General features: G+C 60.6%; 14 protein-coding genes and 2 pseudogenes. 9 read left to right on the top strand and 7 right to left on the bottom strand.

The window, feature by feature from the left end:
- Positions 1–3: 3 nt before the first annotated feature.
- Positions 4–822 carry a tRNA cyclic N6-threonylcarbamoyladenosine(37) synthase TcdA gene (tcdA, locus tag ACZZZ4_RS14325; protein WP_039762445.1) on the bottom strand — a complete coding sequence of 273 codons (819 nt, stop codon included), beginning with the start codon at positions 820–822 and terminating at the stop codon, positions 4–6.
- A 214-nt stretch (positions 823–1,036) separates the two neighbouring features.
- Here tcdA and ACZZZ4_RS14320 point away from each other — a divergent pair.
- The 4 genes and pseudogenes from ACZZZ4_RS14320 to ACZZZ4_RS14305 all read left to right on the top strand — a co-directional run bounded on the left by ACZZZ4_RS14320 (position 1,037) and on the right by ACZZZ4_RS14305 (position 6,252).
- Positions 1,037–3,627 (top strand): annotated as a pseudogene (locus ACZZZ4_RS14320) (glycosyltransferase).
- A gap of 211 nt (positions 3,628–3,838) precedes the next feature.
- Positions 3,839–4,990 carry a succinyl-diaminopimelate desuccinylase gene (dapE, locus tag ACZZZ4_RS14315; RefSeq protein WP_463548074.1) on the top strand — a complete coding sequence of 384 codons (1,152 nt, stop codon included), beginning with the start codon at positions 3,839–3,841 and terminating at the stop codon, positions 4,988–4,990.
- Positions 4,990–5,799, top strand: coding sequence for a putative RNA methyltransferase (locus ACZZZ4_RS14310; RefSeq protein WP_463548073.1), 810 nt, complete (start codon positions 4,990–4,992; stop codon positions 5,797–5,799). The genes dapE and ACZZZ4_RS14310 overlap by 1 nt, the downstream gene beginning before the upstream one ends.
- A 75-nt stretch (positions 5,800–5,874) precedes the next feature.
- Positions 5,875–6,252: a hypothetical protein gene (locus tag ACZZZ4_RS14305; protein ID WP_264364592.1), complete on the top strand. Its 378-nt coding sequence runs from the start codon at positions 5,875–5,877 to the stop codon at positions 6,250–6,252.
- A gap of 62 nt (positions 6,253–6,314) precedes the next feature.
- Here ACZZZ4_RS14305 and ACZZZ4_RS14300 read toward each other — a convergent pair whose 3' ends face one another.
- Positions 6,315–6,524, bottom strand: coding sequence for a cold-shock protein (locus tag ACZZZ4_RS14300; protein ID WP_007908870.1), 210 nt, complete (start codon positions 6,522–6,524; stop codon positions 6,315–6,317).
- 237 nt (positions 6,525–6,761) lie between these two features.
- Between ACZZZ4_RS14300 and plsB the strand changes: the two genes are divergently transcribed.
- The 3 genes from plsB (at position 6,762) to ACZZZ4_RS14285 (ending at position 10,498) form a co-directional block, all read left to right on the top strand.
- Entirely contained in the window at positions 6,762–9,263 is a 2,502-nt protein-coding gene (gene plsB, locus ACZZZ4_RS14295; RefSeq protein ID WP_039762436.1) for a glycerol-3-phosphate 1-O-acyltransferase PlsB, read from the top strand.
- Between the two features lie 119 nt (positions 9,264–9,382).
- Positions 9,383–9,781 (top strand): YbaY family lipoprotein, encoded by a 399-nt coding sequence (locus ACZZZ4_RS14290; RefSeq protein WP_463548072.1) that lies wholly within the window; start codon positions 9,383–9,385, stop codon positions 9,779–9,781.
- 27 nt (positions 9,782–9,808) lie between these two features.
- Complete coding sequence (locus ACZZZ4_RS14285; RefSeq protein ID WP_463548071.1) at positions 9,809–10,498, top strand: DUF4197 domain-containing protein; 690 nt, start codon at positions 9,809–9,811, stop codon at positions 10,496–10,498.
- Here ACZZZ4_RS14285 and ACZZZ4_RS14280 read toward each other — a convergent pair.
- The 3 genes and pseudogenes from ACZZZ4_RS14280 to ACZZZ4_RS14270 all read right to left on the bottom strand — a co-directional run bounded on the left by ACZZZ4_RS14280 (position 10,495) and on the right by ACZZZ4_RS14270 (position 16,500).
- Entirely contained in the window at positions 10,495–11,628 is a 1,134-nt protein-coding gene (locus ACZZZ4_RS14280; protein ID WP_463548070.1) for a Fic family protein, read from the bottom strand. The two genes, ACZZZ4_RS14285 and ACZZZ4_RS14280, sit on opposite strands and share 4 nt — an antisense overlap.
- A 698-nt stretch (positions 11,629–12,326) precedes the next feature.
- Positions 12,327–15,393, bottom strand: a pseudogene (locus tag ACZZZ4_RS14275) (efflux RND transporter permease subunit).
- 6 nt (positions 15,394–15,399) lie between these two features.
- On the bottom strand, positions 15,400–16,500 hold the full coding sequence (locus ACZZZ4_RS14270; protein ID WP_463548069.1) for an efflux RND transporter periplasmic adaptor subunit: 1,101 nt from the start codon (positions 16,498–16,500) through the stop codon (positions 15,400–15,402).
- A 94-nt stretch (positions 16,501–16,594) separates the two neighbouring features.
- Between ACZZZ4_RS14270 and ACZZZ4_RS14265 the strand changes: the two genes are divergently transcribed.
- The gene (locus ACZZZ4_RS14265; RefSeq protein WP_324174977.1) at positions 16,595–17,248 is read left to right on the top strand and encodes a TetR/AcrR family transcriptional regulator; all 654 of its coding nucleotides are present in this window, start codon (positions 16,595–16,597) and stop codon (positions 17,246–17,248) included.
- Between the two features lie 102 nt (positions 17,249–17,350).
- On the opposite strand, the gene ACZZZ4_RS14260 is transcribed toward ACZZZ4_RS14265, so the two are convergent.
- Positions 17,351–18,133, bottom strand: a complete 783-nt coding sequence (locus tag ACZZZ4_RS14260; protein WP_463548068.1) for a class I SAM-dependent methyltransferase — start codon at positions 18,131–18,133, stop codon at positions 17,351–17,353.
- Between the two features lie 92 nt (positions 18,134–18,225).
- Between ACZZZ4_RS14260 and ACZZZ4_RS14255 the strand changes: the two genes are divergently transcribed.
- Positions 18,226–18,846, top strand: coding sequence for an energy transducer TonB (locus ACZZZ4_RS14255; protein ID WP_415763532.1), 621 nt, complete (start codon positions 18,226–18,228; stop codon positions 18,844–18,846).
- Positions 18,847–18,849: 3 nt separating this feature from the next.
- On the opposite strand, the gene ACZZZ4_RS14250 is transcribed toward ACZZZ4_RS14255, so the two are convergent.
- A complete protein-coding gene (locus ACZZZ4_RS14250) occupies positions 18,850–19,542 on the bottom strand; it encodes an extensin-like domain-containing protein (protein ID WP_415763533.1) in 693 nt (230 codons plus the stop codon).
- Positions 19,543–19,544 lie beyond the last annotated feature (2 nt).

Raw genomic sequence — 19,544 nt, 5'->3', positions numbered from 1 at the left:
ACATCAAGCCTGAGGTTTTACTCGGTCAGCGGGGCGCCGCACCCCCGCCACAATCTTGTCCACAGCCTTGGTCGCCGCGACCATACCAAACGTCGCCGTGACCATCATCACCGCGCCAAACCCGCCGGCGCAGTCGAGCTTCACGCCGTCGCCGACAAAACTCTTCTGCAGGCAAATGCTGCCGTCCGGTTTGGGGTAGCGCAGCTGTTCCGTGGAAAACACACACGGCACGCTGTAGTGGCGGGTCACGGTGCGGGAAAAGCCGTAGTCCCGGCGCAAGGTCGAGCGCACTTTCGAAGCCAGCGGGTCGTTAAAGGTGCGGTTCAGATCACAAACCTGAATCAGCGTCGGGTCAATCTGCCCGCCGGCGCCGCCGGTGGTAATGATCTGGATCTTGCGGCGTTTGCACCAGGCGATCAGCGCCGCTTTGGCGTTGACCGCATCGATGCAGTCGATCACGCAGTCGATGTTCGGCGTGATGTATTCGGCCATGGTGTCGCGGGTAACGAAATCAGCCACCGCGTGCACCGTGCAATCAGGGTTGATCCCGCGCAAACGCTCGGCCATCACCTCGACCTTGGGTTTGCCGACAGTGCTGTCCAGCGCATGCAACTGGCGGTTGGCATTGCTGACGCAGACGTCGTCGAGGTCGAACAGCGAAATCTCGCCCACCCCGCACCGGGCCATGGCTTCCGCCGCCCAGGAACCGACGCCACCGACGCCGACGATCGCCACATGGGCGGCGCGCAAGCGTTCCAGGCCCTCGATGCCATACAAACGGGCGATGCCTGCAAACCGCGGATCTTCTGTACTCATGACCATTACCCCAAAAACCGGCGCGCATTATAGGGCCACGCAGGGACAAGTTTTAAGCTGCAAGCGACAAGTGTAAGAACTTAAGTCAGAGACGGCTGCCCAATGTCAGGCATTTTCCCGTCAGTTGTACGACTGGTTAACTGCCGGTGTAGGATGCGCGCCCCTCGGGCATCTATCCGACCGATCCTTCGTTCCACAGCCTTTGGAACCCGAAACAGCTATGTCATCGCGTAAATTTGGACTCAACCTGGTGGTGGTGCTGGCCATCGCTGCCTTGTTCACCGGTTTCTGGGCGCTGGTCAATCGCCCGGTCACGGCGCCGAACTGGCCGCAGCAAATCTCCGGCTTCTCGTATTCGCCATTCCAGCAGGGGCAATTCCCTCAGAAGGATCAGTATCCGTCTGACGATGAAATGCGCCGTGACCTGGAAATCATGAGCAAGCTGACCGACAACATCCGGATCTATTCGGTCGACGGTTCGCTGGGAGACATCCCGAAACTGGCGGAGGAATTCGGCCTGCGTGTCACCCTCGGTATCTGGATCAGCCCGGATCAGGAACGCAACGAACGGGAAATCACCAGAGCCATCGAACTGGCCAACACCTCGCGCAGCGTCGTGCGCGTGGTGGTCGGCAACGAAGCGCTGTTTCGCGAAGAGATCACCCCTGAGGCCTTGATCGTTCTGCTGGATCGGGTGCGCGCTGCGGTCAAAGTACCGGTGACCACCTCCGAGCAATGGCACATCTGGGAGAAATATCCGCAACTGGCCAAGCACGTTGACCTGATCGCCGCCCACGTCCTGCCCTACTGGGAATTCATTCCGGTCGACAAGGCTGGCCAGTTCGTCTTCGACCGCGCCCGCGATCTGAAGAAACTGTTTCCAAAAAACCGCTGCTGCTCTCCGAGGTCGGCTGGCCGAGCAACGGTCGCATGCGCGGTGGCGCCGATGCCTCGCCGGCGGATCAGGCAATTTATCTGCGCACGCTGGTTAACAAGCTCAATCGCCAAGGCTTCAACTACTTCGTGATCGAAGCGTTCGATCAGCCGTGGAAGGCCAGCGATGAAGGTTCGGTCGGCGCCTACTGGGGCGTGTTCAATGCCGCGCGCCAGCAGAAATTCAATTTCGAAGGCCCGGTGGTGGCGATTCCGCAATGGCGCGTGCTGGCCATCGGCTCGGTTGTGCTGGCGCTGCTGTCGCTGACCCTGCTGATGATCGACGGCTCGGCGCTGCGCCAGCGCGGTCGCACGTTTCTGACCTTTATCGCGTTCCTCTGCGGTTCGGTGCTGGTGTACATCGGCTACGACTACAGCCAGCAATACAGCACGTGGTTCAGCCTCACGGTCGGATTCCTCTTGGCGCTCGGTGCGCTCGGGGTCTTCATCGTGCTGCTCACCGAGGCCCATGAACTGGCCGAAGCGGTGTGGATTCACAAGCGCCGTCGGGAATTCCTGCCAGTGCTGGGCGATTCCGATTATCGACCGAAAGTGTCGATCCACGTGCCCTGCTACAACGAGCCGCCAGAGATGGTCAAACAGACCCTCGACGCCCTCGCCGCACTCGATTATCCCGACTTCGAAGTCCTGATCATCGACAACAACACCAAGGACCCGGCGGTGTGGGAACCGGTGCGCGATTACTGCGCAACCCTCGGCCCGCGCTTCAAGTTCTTCCACGTTTCGCCGCTGGCCGGTTTCAAGGGCGGCGCGCTGAATTACCTGATTCCGCACACCGCCAAGGATGCCGAAGTCATTGCCGTGATCGACTCCGATTACTGCGTGCATCCGAACTGGCTCAAGCACATGGTGCCGCACTTCGCCGACCCGAAAATCGCCGTGGTGCAGTCGCCGCAGGATTATCGCGACCAGAACGAAAGCACTTTCAAAAAACTGTGCTACGCCGAATACAAAGGCTTCTTCCACATCGGCATGGTCACCCGCAACGACCGTGACGCGATCATTCAGCACGGCACCATGACCATGACCCGCCGTTCGGTACTGGAAAAGTTGGGCTGGGCTGACTGGTGCATCTGTGAAGACGCCGAACTGGGTCTGCGCGTGTTCGAGAAAGGCCTGTCGGCGGCGTATTACCACGACAGCTACGGCAAGGGCCTGATGCCGGATACCTTCATCGACTTCAAGAAACAGCGTTTCCGTTGGGCCTACGGCGCGATCCAAATCATCAAGCGCCACACCCGCAGCCTGCTGCGCGGCAAGGACACCGAACTGACTCGCGGTCAGCGTTATCACTTCCTCGCCGGTTGGCTGCCGTGGGTCGCTGATGGCATGAACATCTTCTTCACCGTCGGCGCGTTACTGTGGTCGGCGGCGATGATCATCGTGCCGCAACGGGTCGATCCGCCGTTGCTGATTTTCGCGATCCCGCCGCTGGCGCTGTTCGTGTTCAAGGTTGGCAAGATCATCTTCCTCTACCGTCGCGCCGTCGGTGTGAATCTGAAGGATGCGTTCTGCGCAGCACTGGCCGGCCTGGCGTTGTCGCACACCATCGCCAAAGCGGTGCTGTACGGTTTCTTCACCAGCAGCATTCCGTTTTTCCGCACGCCGAAAAACGCCGACAACCACGGTTTCTGGGTGGCGATCAGCGAGGCTCGCGAAGAGCTGTTCATTATGCTGTTACTGTGGGGCGCGGCGCTGGGGATCTTCCTGGTGCAGGGCATTCCGAGCAATGACATGCGCTTCTGGGTGACGATGCTGCTGGTGCAGTCGCTGCCGTATCTGGCGGCGCTGATCATGGCGTTCCTGTCGTCGCTGCCCAAACCTGCGGCCAAAGCTGAGCCGGTGCCGGTCGTCTAAATCCGCAACGCAGCACTAAACGGCGGCCAATGGTCGCCGTTTTGCTTTAAGATAACCGCCATTTTGCGGGCGCTCTCCTATCCCTGTGGGAGCGAGCTTGCTCGCGAAGGCTTTGTAACATTCAACCCTTATGTTGCCTGATACACCGCTTTCGCGAGCAAGCTCGCTCCCACATTGGCCCTCGCTCAAATTCATGAACCCGGAGTTTTCCATGACGGCCCACGCCGACCTATCGCCGACCCTTCAACTGGCCATCGACCTGATCCGCCGTCCTTCCGTGACCCCGGTCGACGCTGACTGCCAGAAGCAGATGATGCAGCGCCTGGGCGATGCCGGTTTTACCCTGGAGCCGATGCGCATCGAAGATGTGGATAACTTCTGGGCCACTCATGGCAACGACGACGGCCCGGTGCTGTGCTTCGCCGGCCACACCGACGTGGTGCCGACCGGTCCGGTGACCGCATGGCAGATCGATCCGTTCAACGCCATGATCGACGAACACGGCATGCTCTGCGGCCGTGGCGCGGCGGACATGAAAGGCAGCCTGGCATCGATGACCGTCGCCGCTGAACGCTTTGTTGCCGATTACCCGAACCATAAAGGCAAGGTCGCTTTCCTGATCACCAGCGACGAAGAAGGCCCGGCGCATCATGGCACCAAGGCTGTGGTCGAGCGTCTGGTCGCGCGCAACGAGCGTCTGGACTGGTGCATCGTTGGCGAGCCGTCGAGCACCACCCTGGTCGGCGATGTGGTGAAAAACGGCCGTCGCGGCTCCCTCGGTGCCAAGCTGACGGTCAAAGGGGTGCAGGGACACGTGGCCTACCCGCATCTGGCGAAGAATCCGATCCACCTCGCCGCTCCGGCGCTGGCCGAACTGGCCGCCGAGCACTGGGACCACGGCAACGACTTCTTCCCGCCGACCAGTTTCCAGATCTCTAACCTCAATTCCGGCACCGGCGCGACCAACGTGATCCCCGGTGATCTGGTGGCGGTGTTCAACTTCCGCTTCTCCACCGAATCGACCGTCGAAGGCCTGCAGAAGCGCGTTGCCGATATCCTCGACAAGCATGGCCTGGACTGGCACATCGATTGGGCGCTGTCCGGCCTGCCGTTCCTCACCGAACCGGGTGCGCTGCTCGATGCGGTGTCGTCGAGCATCAAGGACATCACCGGTCGCGAAACCAAGGCGTCGACCAGCGGCGGCACCTCCGATGGCCGTTTCATCGCGACCATGGGCACGCAGGTGGTTGAACTGGGCCCGGTCAACGCGACCATCCACCAGGTCAATGAGCGCGTGCTGGCGGCGGATCTCGACGTACTGACCGAGATCTACTACCAGACAATGATCAAGTTGCTCGCCTGATGCTTGCTTGCCCGATCTGCAGTGAACCGCTGAACGCGGTGGACAACGGCGTGGTCTGCCCCGCCGGACATCGGTTCGACCGTGCGCGTCAGGGGTACCTGAATTTGCTGCCAGTGCAGCACAAGAACAGCCGCGACCCGGGCGACAATCAGGCCATGGTCGAGGCGCGGCGTGATTTCCTCAACGCCGGGCATTACGCGCCGGTGGCCGGGCGTCTGGCTGAACTGGCGGCGAGCTATGCGCCAGAGCGCTGGGTCGACATCGGTTGTGGCGAGGGCTACTACACCGCGCAAATCGCCGAGGCTTTGCCGACCGCTGACGGCTATGCGCTGGATATCTCCCGCGAAGCGGTCAAACGCGCCTGCAAACGCAACCCGGCAATCACCTGGTTGATCGCCAGCATGGCCCGCGTGCCGTTGGCTTCGGGCAGTTGCCAGTTTCTCGCCAGCGTCTTCAGTCCGTTGGATTGGGAGGAAGCCAAGCGTCTGCTCAGCGTCGGCGGCGGGCTGATGAAAGTCGGCCCGACCCGTGGCCATCTGATGGAATTGCGCGAACGCCTGTACGACGAAGTGCGCGAGTACACCGACGACAAGCACCTGGCCCTGGTGCCGGAAGGCATGGCGCTGGCGCACAGCGAAACCCTGGAATTCAAGCTGACCCTGGACAAGCCCGAGGACCGCGCCAACCTGTTGGCGATGACGCCTCACGGCTGGCGTGCCAGTGCCGAGCGTCGTGCGGCAGTGATCGAACAGGCCGAGCCGTTCGAGACCACCGTGTCGATGCGCTACGATTATTTCGTTCTTCAATAACTTTTGGTCTCGGGCACAGGCCCGGGGCCGGCTAAATCCGCGAATGGATTTTTCAGACCCGCAGTGAGGACATCCATGCGCCAACCGGACATCGAGATTTACCTGAAAGACGCCGACGTCGACCACAAGGCCATCGCCGCCTGGCTCGGCCAAGCGCTGGGCCCGTGCAGCGACTGGGTGCAGAAAGGTCAGACGTACAAATGCAAGGCCGGCAACGTGCCGGTGACCTGGCTGCCGAAAGCCGTGGGCAAGTGGAACAGCCTGTACCTGGAAAGCGACCAGACCCCATGGGACGACGACATCGCCTGCGCCCGTGCAGCCTTCGCCGCGCTGAACGTCGAAGTGCGTTGTGCACCGGGTACGTGGGTCGAAGAAGAAGGTGAAGAGACGGCTGATCGCTGGATTCGCATCAGCGAAGACGGAGAAGAAGAAATCACCTGGAAGACCGCTTAGCGGCAGCTACAAGCTTCAAGCTTCAAGCTGAACTGCTTGCAGCTTGAGGCTTGCAGCTGCTTTTACAGACCTACAACGTCTTCCGCCTGCAATCCCTTCTCGCCAGTAATCACCGCGTATTCGACCTGCTGGCCTTCAGTCAGCGAACGATGCCCTTCGCCGCGAATCGCGCGGTAGTGCACGAACACGTCCACCCCGTCTTCGCGCTGGATAAAGCCGTAGCCTTTGGCGTCGTTGAACCACTTCACGTTGCCGGTTTCGCGTGTTGCCATCGGTTCATACTCCTTTTTATTATTGAACAGGCTTTTCGCAGGAAAGCCTTCGAGGAACGTCAGCCTGCGTCCGACGTCCATAACAGGGCACCGGCAACAGAGCGCCGAGTATATGACAGGTGAAGAAACTCTCAACAGGAGATTACTTCGGCGCTTTTTTGCCGATTTTCAGCGAATCCGTCACACTATCGACCGCCCGAGCGCCTGCTCGGTTTTATTCACTCACGCAGAAGCCGTATGACCCGTTCCCCGTTCCGCCGTCTTGTGTTTGGCACCCTGCGCCGCCTGCTGTATCTCTGGGTTCGCTCCGAGACTATCAATCAGTCGTCGTTCACTCTTAACCTCGACCGCAGTCGTCCGGTGTTCTACGTCCTGCAAAACCCATCGCTGACCGATCTGGCGGTGGTCGACACCGAATGCACCAAGGCCGGCCTGCCGCGCCCGGTGCTGGCGGTGTCGGTGGGTTCGCTGATAGAGCCGGCGGCGTTTTTCTACCTGACGCCGGACCCGGACTGGCTCGGTCGCCAAGACAAACGCGGCGCGCCGCCGACCCTCACCCGTCTGGTCAGCGCGCTGACGCAGAACGCTGCCGAAGACGCGCAAATCATTCCGGTCAGCGTGTTCTGGGGCCAGTCGCCAGACAGCGAAAACAGCCCGTGGAAACTGTTGTTCGCTGACAGCTGGGCGGTCACCGGTCGTCTGCGCCGACTGCTGAGCATCATCGTCCTCGGGCGTAAAACCCGCGTGCAGTTTTCCGCCCCCATCCACCTGCGCGAACTGATCGATCACAACAAGGGCCACGAGCGCACCGTGCGCATGGCCCAGCGCATCCTGCGCGTGCACTTCCGCAACCTGAAAGCTGCGGTGATCGGTCCGGACATTTCTCACCGGCGCAATCTGGTCAAAGGCCTGCTCAACCAGCCACTGGTCAAACAGGCGATCCTTGACGAGGCCGAGCGCGAAAAAATCTCCCCAGAAAAAGCCAAGGCCCAGGCCCTGCGCTATGGCAACGAGATCGCCTCGGACTACACCTACACCGCGATCCGTTTTCTCGAAGTGGTGCTGAGCTGGTTCTGGAACAAGATCTACGACGGCATCAAGGTCAACCACATCGAGGGCGTGCAGAATGTCGCGCAGGGTCACGAAGTGATCTACGTACCGTGCCATCGCAGCCACATCGATTACCTGCTGCTTTCCTATCTGCTGTTCCGCAATGGCCTGACCCCGCCGCACATCGCCGCCGGGATCAACCTCAACATGCCGGTAATCGGCAGCCTGCTGCGGCGTGGCGGGGCGTTCTTCATGCGCCGCACCTTCAAGGGCAATCCGCTGTACACCTCGGTGTTCAACGAATACCTGCACACCCTGTTCACCAAAGGTTTCCCGGTCGAATATTTCGTCGAGGGCGGGCGCTCGCGCACCGGGCGCATGCTGCAACCGAAGACCGGGATGCTCGCGATCACCCTGCGCAGTTTCCTGCGTTCGTCGCGGATGCCGATCGTGTTCGTGCCGGTGTACATCGGTTACGAGCGCGTGCTCGAAGGCCGCACCTACCTCGGCGAACTGCGTGGGGCGAGCAAGAAAAAAGAGTCGATTTTCGACATTTTCAAAGTGATCGGCGCGCTCAAGCAGCGTTTCGGTCAGGTCGCGGTGAACTTCGGCGAGCCGATCAAACTCGCGGAATTCCTCGACGCCGAGCAACCGGACTGGCGCCAGCAGGAGCTCGGCCCGCAGTTCAAACCGGCGTGGCTCAACGAAACCACCAACCGCCTCGGCGAAAAAGTCGCCCGGCATCTGAACGAAGCGGCGGCAATCAATCCAGTGAATCTGGTGGCGCTGGCCCTGCTGTCGACCACGCGTCTGGCCCTGGACGATCGGGCCATGGCGCGGGTGCTGGATCTGTATCTGGCATTGCTGCGCAAAGTCCCGTATTCACCGCACACGACCTTGCCGGAAGGCGATGGCCGTGCGTTGATCGAGCATGTAAAGGACATGGATCTGCTCGCCGAGCAGAACGATGCGCTGGGCAAGATTCTGTATCTGGACGAGCAGAACGCGGTCCTGATGACTTACTACCGCAACAACGTCCTGCACATTTTCGCCCTGCCCTCGTTGCTCGCGAGTTTCTTCCAGAGCACCTCGCGCATGAGCCGCGAGCAGATCCTGCGCTATACCCGCGCGCTGTATCCGTACCTGCAATCGGAGCTGTTCATCCGCTGGAGCCTGGATGAGCTCGACGCAGTGATCGATCAGTGGCTGGAAGCGTTCGTCGAGCAGGGTTTGTTGCGGTTCGAGAAAGATCTGTATCTGCGTCCGGCGCCGAGTTCGCGGCATTTCGTGCTGCTGACGTTGCTGTCGAAAAGCATCGCGCAGACCTTGCAGCGGTTCTATATGACCGTGTCCCTGCTGCTCAACAGCGGCCAGAACAGCATCAGCGCCGAAGAGCTGGAAGACCTGTGCACGGTCATGGCCCAGCGCCTGTCGATCCTCCACGGTTTGAACGCTCCAGAGTTCTTTGACAAGAGCCTGTTCCGCCACTTCATCCAGACCCTGCTCGACCTCGACGTCCTGCGCCGCGACGAAGCCGGCAAGCTCAGCTACCACGAACTGCTCGGCGAGCTGGCCGAAGGCGCGGCCAAACGCGTCCTGCCGGCGGAGATTCGCCTGTCGATCCGCCAGGTCGCGCTGCACCGCAGTGAAGATGCGGCGGATCAGGTCATGCCACAGCCTGAGGCTTGATGCCTTACCCCTGTGGGAGCGAGCCTGCTCGCGAAGACGGAATGTCAGTCGAGATTTAGTTTGACTGACCCAGCGCTTTCGCGAGCAGGCTCGCTCCCACATTGAAAGGAGATTCACCCATGAAAAAACTGCTAACCCTCGCCGCCGCCACCCTCCTCAGCGCCTGCCAATCAACCACCCCTGCCGGCAAGGCCAGCCTCGACGGCGAAGTCTTCTACCTGCAACGCATCGCCCTGCCCCCGAGCGCGACCCTGAGCGTGAGCCTGCAGGATGTGTCGCTGGCCGATGCGCCAGCCGTCGTCCTCGGCCAGCAGACAGGCCCGATCAAAGGGCAGGTGCCGCTGCCGTTTCATTTGAGCTACGATCCGGCGCAGGTCAAACCCGGCCATCGTTATTCGATCAGCGCACGCATTGAAGTCAACGGCGAGCTGATGTTCATCACCACCGAAAACCATGCCGTGCAACTCGACGGCAACGATCCGCAGCCGCTGAAAATCCGCGTCGACGCCGTTCGTTAATCCATTTTTCGCCACAAGGAAGCTGCCATGCGCCGCCCTACCCTTCGCTTCGCCGCCGCCTGCGCCGGCCTGCTGATCTCCGCCAACGCCTTGGCCTTGTCGCTCAACGACCTGTCGCAACAAGACGCCACCGGCGGCCTAAAGGACGCCCTGACCCAAAGCGCCCAGATCGCCGTGAAACAACTCGGCACCCCGGGCGGCTTCAGCAACAACCCCGAAGTGAAAATCGAACTGCCGGGCAAACTCGGCAAAGCCGCCAGCAAAATGAAAGCCTTCGGCATGGGCGCCCAGGTCGAAGAACTGGAAACCGCGATGAACAAAGCCGCCGAATCCGCAGTGACCCAGGCCCAGCCCATCCTCGTCGACGCCGTGAAGAAAATGAGCGTCGCCGACGCCAAAGGCATCCTCAGCGGCGGCAATGATTCCGCCACCCAATATCTGAACAAATCCAGCCGCGAACAGATCCGCGCGAAATTCCTGCCCATCGTCAAGCAAGCCACCGACAAGGTCGGCGTCGCGCAGAAGTACAACGCCTTTGCAGGTCAAGCTGCGGCCTTCGGCGTAGTCGATGCGAAGAGCGCGAACGTTGAGAGCTACGTTACTGAACAGGCACTCAATGGTTTGTTCGAGATGATCGGCAAACAGGAAGAGACGATACGTCAGAACCCGGCCGCTGCTGCGACGAGTCTGGCGAAGAAGGTGTTTGGTACGCTTTAGGACGTCATCACACTGGGGCGAGGCGACTCGCCCTCGAGCCATTCAGCCTTTTTCTGACGAACATTGGTGTATCCGACCACGGCTCGCAAAATAACCGCGCATTGAAACTCGATGAAATAAGTCAGATCCAGCTCATCCGCCTCGGTGTGCCGGTAGGAGCGTCCGTATTTCACCGGTGCATTGCGCAGCAGCAGACTGATCGCAATGTAGCGAAACGCCGCGAACTCATGTTTGAACATGAACCAGTAAAACAAGGCTCTCGCGACCCGCCCGTTACCGTCGCGAAATGGATGTTCATAACCCATGGCGAAATGCAGCGTCACGGCCTTGATCAGCGGATGCAGATAATTTTTGTCCAGAATCGAGGCAGCGGGCCGGTTGATCCAGGCGGACAGCCTCGCCAACCGCGCAACCAATCCTGCAGCAGGAGGTGGTCGGTGCACGGTGTTGCCTGAACCATCCTGAACAACCACCTCATCATTGGTCCGGAACAATCCGGGGGAATACTGCTCGTCATCGATCCCCTCCACACCCACTCGATGGATCTCTGCAATCAGCTCAATGCTCAGAGGTTCATAACGCTTTTCCCAAGCGAAATTCATCATTCGATCATTACCCATGACCATGCGCTCATCCGGCGTCCGCGGCTGGCGCTGATGCTTGAGCATGTCCTTGGCAACACGAGTCGTGGTCGCCGCACCCTCCAACTGGCTACTGGCGATGGCCTCGTCTTCGATCAAGTCATTGAGCAGACAACAGAAATGCGCCCGCTCGCCGATCTGACTGGTCATGTAATCCAGCGCGGCCGTACTGGCGTAACGATCCACCACAGACAAGGTTTTCTGCGCCAACGGCGTCGGCACGTATTTGCCCCACTGCACCGGCTCGCCCAACGGCAACAAATGAATGTACCGGGCCGCCCGCGCCTTTTTCACCAACGCCCAACAAAGATTCGCGTCCAACCCTCCCGACCAGCGATAGCGCAACGCCTCGAATGGCAAGTAGCGCCCCTGATCATCGAGCGGCTTGAGCAGCGCCAGATAATCCGCAAGTCGTTGCTTGTGTGGCGAGCGGGCCAACAGGCCGAAAACAGGATCCGTTCTGCCGGCTAATGGCGGTGGTTTCTTCATCGGACAGACTCAAGGACTCGGAAAACAGAACCCGGAGTACAGCATTCGACGGCCAGCGCCTCAAGATCGGAGGATTCTGAAAAAACTGTAGGAAGACAGCGCGAGTTGGCGATTTGAAATGAATTGCCTGTCAGACCGCCTTCGCGAGCAGGCTCGCTCCCACAGGAGATCGAGTACATCTGATGGCGAATGGTTGGCCGAGAGGGCGTCATCGCGAGCAGGCTCACTCCTACAATTGGATCGGGTACACCCGCGAAATCAGGTCAGCTGTCAGACCGCCTTCGCGAGCAGGCTCGCTCCCACAGAAAAGCAAGCAGCGCAGCTGCCCGCGGCGAAGCCGCACCACTCAACAATGAGCGCAAGCTCGAGTGCTCTTGATCTTGATCCACCGGCGACGTCGGAAGGCTGAGCGGAGGGATTGATCCGGGCGTGGGAGCGCAGCGACCGTCTGGCGCAGCCAGACACAGCGGAAGGAGGTGCAGCGAAGCAAACCGTAGCCGCTGCGCCAGGATCAGTCCCGGAGCGAAGGAACCCGAGCCTGCGAGGGCCGAACGCAGGAGCTAGCGTTTTTTGCTTACTTTTTTGGCGCTCGTAAAAAGTAAGTCGCCGTAAGGGCGAAACCGCCAGCAGCCGCTACCGAAGCAACGGATATTCACCCAAAACCCCAACAGCCTGGTCGGCCCGAAGGCCGCCAAGGATCAACCCTCCCGACGAACCCTGAACCAGGCCGCATACAACGCCGGCAAAAACAGCAGCGTCAGCGCCGTCGCCACAATCAACCCACCCATGATCGCCACCGCCATCGGCCCGAAAAACACACTGCGCGACAGCGGAATCATCGCCAGCACCGCCGCCAGCGCCGTCAACACAATCGGCCGGAACCGCCGCACCGTAGCCTCGATAATCGCCTGCCAGGGCTTAAGCCCAGACGCAATATCCTGCTCGATCTGATCGACCAGAATCACCGAATTGCGCATGATCATCCCGGACAGCGCGATCGTCCCGAGCATCGCCACGAACCCGAACGGCTGCCTGAACACCATCAGAAACAGGGTCACCCCGATCAAGCCCAACGGCGCCGTCAGAAACACCATCGCCGTACGCGAGAAACTGCGCAGCTGCACCATCAGCAAGGTCAGCACCACGACGATGAACATCGGCACCCCGGCGTTCACCGACTTCTGCCCGCGCTCGGAATCCTCCACCGTGCCGCCGACATCCAGCAGATAACCATCGGGCAATTCAGCGCGAATCGGGTCCAGCGTCGGCATGATCTGCTTGACCAGCGTCGCTGGCTGCTCCTTGCCATAAATGTCCGCCCGGACCGTCACGTTCGGCAGGCGGTTGCGGTGCCAGATGATGCCTTCTTCGAAGCCATATTCCAGCGTAGCAATCTGCGACAACGCCACGCTGCGACCGTTATCCGTCGGCACCGCGAGACTCGGCAATAGCGACAACTCAGTACGTTCATGCACGGTGCCGCGCAGCAGAATCTCGATCAATTCGTTGTCTTCGCGGTACTGGCTGACCGTCGAGCCGACCAGTGAACTCTGCAGGAATTTCGCCAGATTGGCCGTGCTTACGCCAAGCGCGCGAGCGCGATCCTGATCGATGTTCAGATAAACAACTTTGCTCGGCTCCTCCCAGTCCAGATGCACGTTGACCACATGCGGATTCTCGCGAACCTTCGCTGCGACTTTGCGCGCCAACGCACGGACTTCTTCAATGTGCTCGCCAGTGACGCGGAACTGCACCGGATAGCCAACCGGCGGGCCGTTTTCCAAACGAGTGACCCGCGAACGCAGGGCCGGGAACTGTTCGTTGAGGGTTTCGATCAACCAGCTGCGCAGCGCTTCACGCTCTTCAATGGTTTTCGCCAACACGACGAACTGGGCAAAACTCGCCGCCGGCAGTTGCTGATCCAGCGGCAGATAAAAGCGTGGCGAACCGGTGCCGACATAGGCCACGTAATTGTCGATGCCGGCGTGCTCCTTGAGCAGCGCTTCGAGGCGTTTGACTTCGCTGGTGGTATTGGCCAGCGAAACACCTTCGGCCAATTTCAGGTCGACCATCAACTCCAGCCGGTTCGAAGCCGGAAAGAACTGCTGCGGGACGAAGCGGAACAACATCACCGAGGCGATAAACAGGCCGACGGTGAGCACGATCACCGTCTTGCGATGGGCCACGCACCACTCCACCAGACGCCGCACGCGCTGATAGAACGGCGTGGCATACGGATCAGGCTGACCATCGCCAGTACCGTGTTTTGCCGCGTGAATTTTCGCCAGATCCGGCAGGAGTTTTTCCCCCAGATACGGCACGAACATCACCGCCGCGACCCACGACGCGAGCAAGGCAATGGTCACCACCTGGAAAATCGAGCGGGTATATTCGCCGGTGCCGGACTGCGCAGTGGCAATCGGCAGGAAACCGGCGGCGGTGATCAACGTGCCGGTGAGCATCGGGAATGCGGTGCTGGTCCAGGCATAACTCGCCGCGCGAATGCGGTCGAAGCCCTGCTCCATTTTGATCGCCATCATTTCCACGGCGATGATCGCGTCGTCCACCAGCAAACCCAGCGCGAGCACCAGCGCACCGAGGGAAATCTTGTGCAGGCCGATGCCGAGGTAATACATGCAGGCGAAGGTCATCGCCAACACCAGTGGAATGGTCAGCGCGACGACCATGCCGGTGCGCACGCCGAGGGAGAAGAAACTCACCAGCAAGACGATCGCCAGCGCCTCAACCAACACCTGAACGAACTCGCCGACGCCGGTTTTTACCGCTGCCGGCTGATCGGAAACCTTGCGCAGTTGCATGCCGGCCGGGAGGTTCTTCTGGATCCGCGAGAACTCGCCTTCCAGCGCCTTGCCCAGGACGAGAATGTCGCCGCCGTCCTTCATCGCCACGGCCAGACCGATTGCGTCGTCGCCCATGAAACGCATGCGCGGCGCCGGTGGGTCGCTGAAACCGCGACGCACATCGGCGATATCGGAGATGCGGAAGGTGCGGTCGGCGACGCGGATCGGAAAGCTCTTTATCTGATCGACTGTCTGAAAATTCCCCGAAACGCGTAACTGCAAGCGCTCGCTGCCGGTCTCGAAGAACCCCGCCGTGGACACCGCGTTCTGTTCCTCCAGCGCCTGCTGCACCGCCGCCAGCGGCAAGCCGAGGGTGGCGAGCTTGACGTTGGACAGCTCGACCCAGATTTTCTCGTCCTGCAGGCCGAGCAGTTCGACCTTGCCAACGTCCTTGACCCGCTGCAGCTGGATCTGGATGCGGTCGGCGTAATCCTTGAGCACGGCGTAGTCAAAACCATCGCCGGTGAGCGCATAGATATTGCCGAAGGTGGTGCCGAACTCATCGTTGAAGAACGGCCCCTGGATTCCCGGCGGCAAGGTTTGGCGGATGTCGCCGACCTTCTTGCGCAACTGATACCAGAGGTCGGGGATGTCCTTGGAGTGCATCGAATCGCGGGCAATGAAAGTGACCTGGGATTCACCGGGGCGGGAGAACGACATGATGCGTTCGTACTCGCCGGTTTCCATCAGCTTTTTCGATACGTTCGGTGACCTGGCGCGAGACCTCCTGCGCGGTCGCACCGGGCCAGCGGGTCTGGATGACCATCGCCTTGAAGGTGAACGGCGGGTCTTCACTCTGGCCGAGTTTGGTGTAGGACAACGCGCCGACAACGGCGAGCAAAAGCATCAGGAACAGTACGATCTGGCGATTACGCAACGCCCATTCGGAGAGGTTGAAGCGCATCGGGGCTTACTCCTTGTTCGCCAGATTGACCACACGGTTGGAGCGATCCACTGGTCGCACCTGCTGGCCGTCGAGCAATACGTGGACACCGGCAGCCACTACCCAGTCGCTGGCATTCAGGCCTTCGAGCACCGCCACGCTTTTCTCGCCGAACGGACCGACCCGCACGGGGGTTTTCTTCAACGTGTTGTTGCCATTGACCACCCAGACGTAGGTCGCGCCGTTTTCAGCGGTCAGCGCGGAAAGCGGTATCGACAACGAGACACTGTCGGCCGACTGCACGAACACCCGGGCGCTTTGCCCCAATTCGGCCGGGACTTTGCCGCTGGTGAACGAGATGCGCGCGGCAAAAGTGCGTGAACGCGGATCGGCGGACGGCGACAACTCGCGGATCTGCCCGGCGAAGCGCTGATTCTGCTGTGCCCACAACTCCACGGTCACTGGCTGACCGACCTTGAAGCGGCCAAAGCTTTGCTCCGGCAGGCTGATCAACACTTCGCGCTCACCATCGGTGGCGAGGGTGAACACGGTTTGCCCGGCAGCGACCACTTGGCCGACTTCCACCGAACGCTTGGCCACCACACCGTCCTGTGGCGCACGCAGCACCGCGTAACTGGCCTGGTTGGTCGAAACGTTGAATTCGGCTTTGATTTGTTTAAGGCGCGCTTCGCCGGAGCGGTATAGATTTTCGGCATTGTCGTAGGCCGAGCGGCTGACCATCTGCCGATCCATCAGGGTTTTGTAGCGATCGCGCTCAGCGCGCACCAGGTTCAGATTGGCCTCGGCGGCAGCAACCTGCGCGCGGGTGGCTTCCAGTTGCAGGCGCACATCCTGCGGATCGAGTTCGGCCAATGGCTGATCGGCCTTGACGCGCTGGCCTTCGTCGACCAGTCGTCGGCTGACTTTGCCGCCGATGCGGAACGCCAGATCAGGCTCATAACGGGCTCGCACCTCGCCCGGATAACTTTCCATCGCCTGCGCCGAAGGCTCGGGCTGTACCACCATGGCCGGTCGCACGGCGACTCTGGTCACCTCTTCCTGACCGCACGCCGATAACAGGAACGCCAGACTGACTGGCACGGCAAAGGACAACGCATGGCGGAACATGGTGACGGACCTTTCGCGAATGAGGCTTGGAATATTTATACTGGCGGGTATGGTATTAATAGCAAACTCACCAGTCCAGTATTAAAAGCGAAGAATGTCGAACAATCTTTCAGCTCCAAACGGTCCGGGTCGTCCCAAGGATCTGGCCAAGCGCCAGGCGATCCTGGATGCGGCAAAAACCCTGTTTCTCTGCCATGGCTACGCCAACACCAGCATGGACGCGGTGGCCAGCGAGGCCGGCGTGTCGAAGCTGACGGTCTACAGCCATTTCAACGACAAGGAGACGCTGTTCTCTGCCGCCGTCGTCGCCAAATGCGAGGAACAATTGCCACCGCTGTTCTTCGAATTGCCGGACGGCATCGCGGTGGAAAATGTATTGCTGAACATTGCCCGGGGCTTCCACCAACTGATCAATAGCGATGAATCAGTGAACCTGCACCGCCTGATCATGGCGCTGGGCAGTCAGGACCCGAAGCTGTCTCTGATTTTCTTCGAGGCCGGCCCCGAGCGCGTGGTCAACGGCATGGAAGGTCTGCTGACGAAAATCCATGCAACCGGCGCGCTGAGCATCGACCAGCCACGCAACGCCGCCGAGCATTTCTTCTGCCTGATCAAAGGCGCGGGGAATTTCCGTTTGTTGTACGGCTGCGGCGAGCCGCTGACCGGAGAGGCAGCGGAACGGCATGTGCGGGAGGTGGTGGGGTTGTTTATCAGGGCCTATGGGGGAGGAGCAGCTGCGAGCTTCTAGCTGCAAGCTGCAAGAAAAAGCAAAAGCAGTGAATTGGCTCTGGCTCTGGCTCTGGCTCTGGCTTGTAGCTTGTAGCTTGTAGCTTGTAGCTTGCAGCTGCTTCTAGGGCTTCAGCGCTTTCTTCGGATAAATGTCATACCGGCTCGATTTGCCATCCAGCGCATGGCTCGGTTTCGGCCCTTCGATGCAGGGTGCCTTGCGCGGGCGCTTGACCACCACCCGGTGCGTGGCCAGCGCCAGCGCGGCTTCAAGCAAGGCTGGGGCATCCGGATCATCGCCGACCAGCGGGCGGAACAGGCGCATTTCCTTTTTCACCAGCGCGGTTTTCTCACGATGCGGGAACATCGGGTCGAGGTAGATCACCTGCGGCGGCTCCCCTTCCCAACTGCGCATCACTTCGATGGAATTGCCCTTGAGCAACTTCATCCGCGCCACGATCGGCGCTACATCGAAATCTTCTGCCGCTCGGGCCAGGCCGTCCTCAAGCAGTGCGCCGATCAGCGGCTGACGCTCGATCAGGCTCATTTCACAACCGAGACTGGCCAGCACAAACGCGTCCTTGCCCAGGCCTGCCGTGGCATCCAGCACCCGCGGGCGCACGCCTTGGGCGATGCCGACCGCTTTAGCGATCATCTGGCCGCTGCCGCCACCATACAAACGACGATGCGCCGCGCCGCCCTCGACAAAGTCGACCCGCACCGGGCCCGGGGCATCCGGGCCGAGCTGCTGCAACTGCAAACCCTGCTCGCCGACCTGCAAGGCGAACTCGCCGTCCGTCTCGCCGAGCGGCAGGCCGAGACGTTCGGCCCAGTGCTCGGCTTGCGCTTGAAACGTCGGGGCGAGGGCCTGGACATGGATGCGGCAGGCCGCGGGTGACTCGATCATGAAAAAACGCTCAAAAAAGTTAAGGATCGACAAAAACCGCCGATAAACCATTCAACGCGCATTTTGCCAGAGCTGAGCGTCAACCGAAAAAAATGTCAGGCATTCTTCCCACATCGATTGGCTACGTTTCGCCCCATGGCGACTTCAGCCGTCATAACACTCAAGCACTGAGCGGCGTCAGTCACCTGTGGCAGGATTTCTTTGCCCAGGCCCTGGCCGAACAGACGAGTGAAGTGGTGCCGGCCTGCGGCACGTTTCCACCGGTTGACCTGAACAGCCCGGAAGAACCAACCGTTGGCAGCGAGCTGCACGCGCACATCGTCAGCCAGCGCGAATGCGATGTGGTCGAAACCCAGGTTCGCCCGCCAGAGCCACTGTTCCTGCCGATCGCCGAGTTCGAAATGGAGCTGCTGGACAAGCCGTTCCCACCGTTCCCGCCAGAAGAACTCCAGGCTCAGCAAGAGCAGCAGGATTTCGACAGCAGCTGGGTACGCCCGATCGTGATCAACAATGGCCAGCCACTGCCGGAGCCAGGTCCTGCTCCGCAGAAACGTCCGCTGTACCTGCCGATTGCCGAGTTCGACCTGGACTTGCTGCAGAAGCCTTACCCGCCGTTCCCGCCGGAAGAAATCGTCGAGCAACAGAAAGCGCTGGACTTCGATAATGGCTGGGCGCGCCCGATCGTTCTGCAGAACCTGCGCCTCGCCGCCTGATTCTCAGCGACACACGCTCCAGCGCCCGACATCGACATGAAAGTGATTGCGATGAGCGGCGTTGTAATCCGGGCTCAACACCACACTGAATGACTCGCAGGCGCCGTCACGCAGCTGGCGCAGAAACTCTGCGTCCTGATTCTGCCTGGGCCAATCCTTGAGCACGCTGATCGTGCGTCCGTCAGCCAGGCGGAAACCGGCGATGTCCAGCGCGTCGGCGCTGGCATGTCTGCTAAGGGCACCGCTCTCACGGTTGTAGACATTGCGACAGGCAAAGCTGCCCAAGTGATCGACCCGCGCGATCTTCTGGCGGTAAAGCGATTGCGCCGCCGGTTGCAGGGTGTGGTGTTCAAACATTGCGTAGGCCACCGCCAGCGGGCAACTGGCGATGAAACTGCTGCTCAGCGCCACTTCACCGCCCTGCACCCGCAGAGCACCGATCAGCGGACACTTGGCTCCGGGACTGTCGGCCTGGGGACTGACGCGCAGATCCGAGCTGCTCAATGCCTGTGCGCACAATTCAGGATCACTGCGCAGGCGCATGAGTTTGTAACCGGTCAGCCAGTTGGGCGCGGCTTTTATGTCCAATGGCGCCCACGGATTCCACTGTGGCGGCACCTCCAACCAGCCGCGCCAGACACTTACCGCTGCACCACCCATCGCGAGCAACAACCCCCAGAACAGCCAACGTCCCATCC

The organism is Pseudomonas sp. AC252 (genome assembly GCF_979258105.1).
This window is presented reverse-complemented; position numbering and strand designations above follow the sequence as displayed.

Bases quoted from the DNA above. Each gene is read 5' to 3' on its own strand.
- ACZZZ4_RS14260 (WP_463548068.1), bottom strand. From the start codon at position 18,133: ATGATCGAGTCACCCGCGGCCTGCCGCATCCATGTCCAGGCCCTCGCC.
- ACZZZ4_RS14300 (WP_007908870.1), bottom strand. From the start codon at position 6,524: ATGGCAACACGCGAAACCGGCAACGTGAAGTGGTTCAACGACGCCAAA.
- ACZZZ4_RS14285 (WP_463548071.1), top strand. From the start codon at position 9,809: ATGCGCCGCCCTACCCTTCGCTTCGCCGCCGCCTGCGCCGGCCTGCTG.
- ACZZZ4_RS14305 (WP_264364592.1), top strand. From the start codon at position 5,875: ATGCGCCAACCGGACATCGAGATTTACCTGAAAGACGCCGACGTCGAC.
- dapE (WP_463548074.1), top strand. From the start codon at position 3,839: ATGACGGCCCACGCCGACCTATCGCCGACCCTTCAACTGGCCATCGAC.
- ACZZZ4_RS14250 (WP_415763533.1), bottom strand. From the start codon at position 19,542: ATGGGACGTTGGCTGTTCTGGGGGTTGTTGCTCGCGATGGGTGGTGCA.
- ACZZZ4_RS14255 (WP_415763532.1), top strand. From the start codon at position 18,226: ATGTCAGGCATTCTTCCCACATCGATTGGCTACGTTTCGCCCCATGGC.
- ACZZZ4_RS14310 (WP_463548073.1), top strand. From the start codon at position 4,990: ATGCTTGCTTGCCCGATCTGCAGTGAACCGCTGAACGCGGTGGACAAC.
- ACZZZ4_RS14270 (WP_463548069.1), bottom strand. From the start codon at position 16,500: ATGTTCCGCCATGCGTTGTCCTTTGCCGTGCCAGTCAGTCTGGCGTTC.
- plsB (WP_039762436.1), top strand. From the start codon at position 6,762: ATGACCCGTTCCCCGTTCCGCCGTCTTGTGTTTGGCACCCTGCGCCGC.
- ACZZZ4_RS14265 (WP_324174977.1), top strand. From the start codon at position 16,595: ATGTCGAACAATCTTTCAGCTCCAAACGGTCCGGGTCGTCCCAAGGAT.
- ACZZZ4_RS14290 (WP_463548072.1), top strand. From the start codon at position 9,383: ATGAAAAAACTGCTAACCCTCGCCGCCGCCACCCTCCTCAGCGCCTGC.
- ACZZZ4_RS14280 (WP_463548070.1), bottom strand. From the start codon at position 11,628: ATGAAGAAACCACCGCCATTAGCCGGCAGAACGGATCCTGTTTTCGGC.
- tcdA (WP_039762445.1), bottom strand. From the start codon at position 822: ATGGTCATGAGTACAGAAGATCCGCGGTTTGCAGGCATCGCCCGTTTG.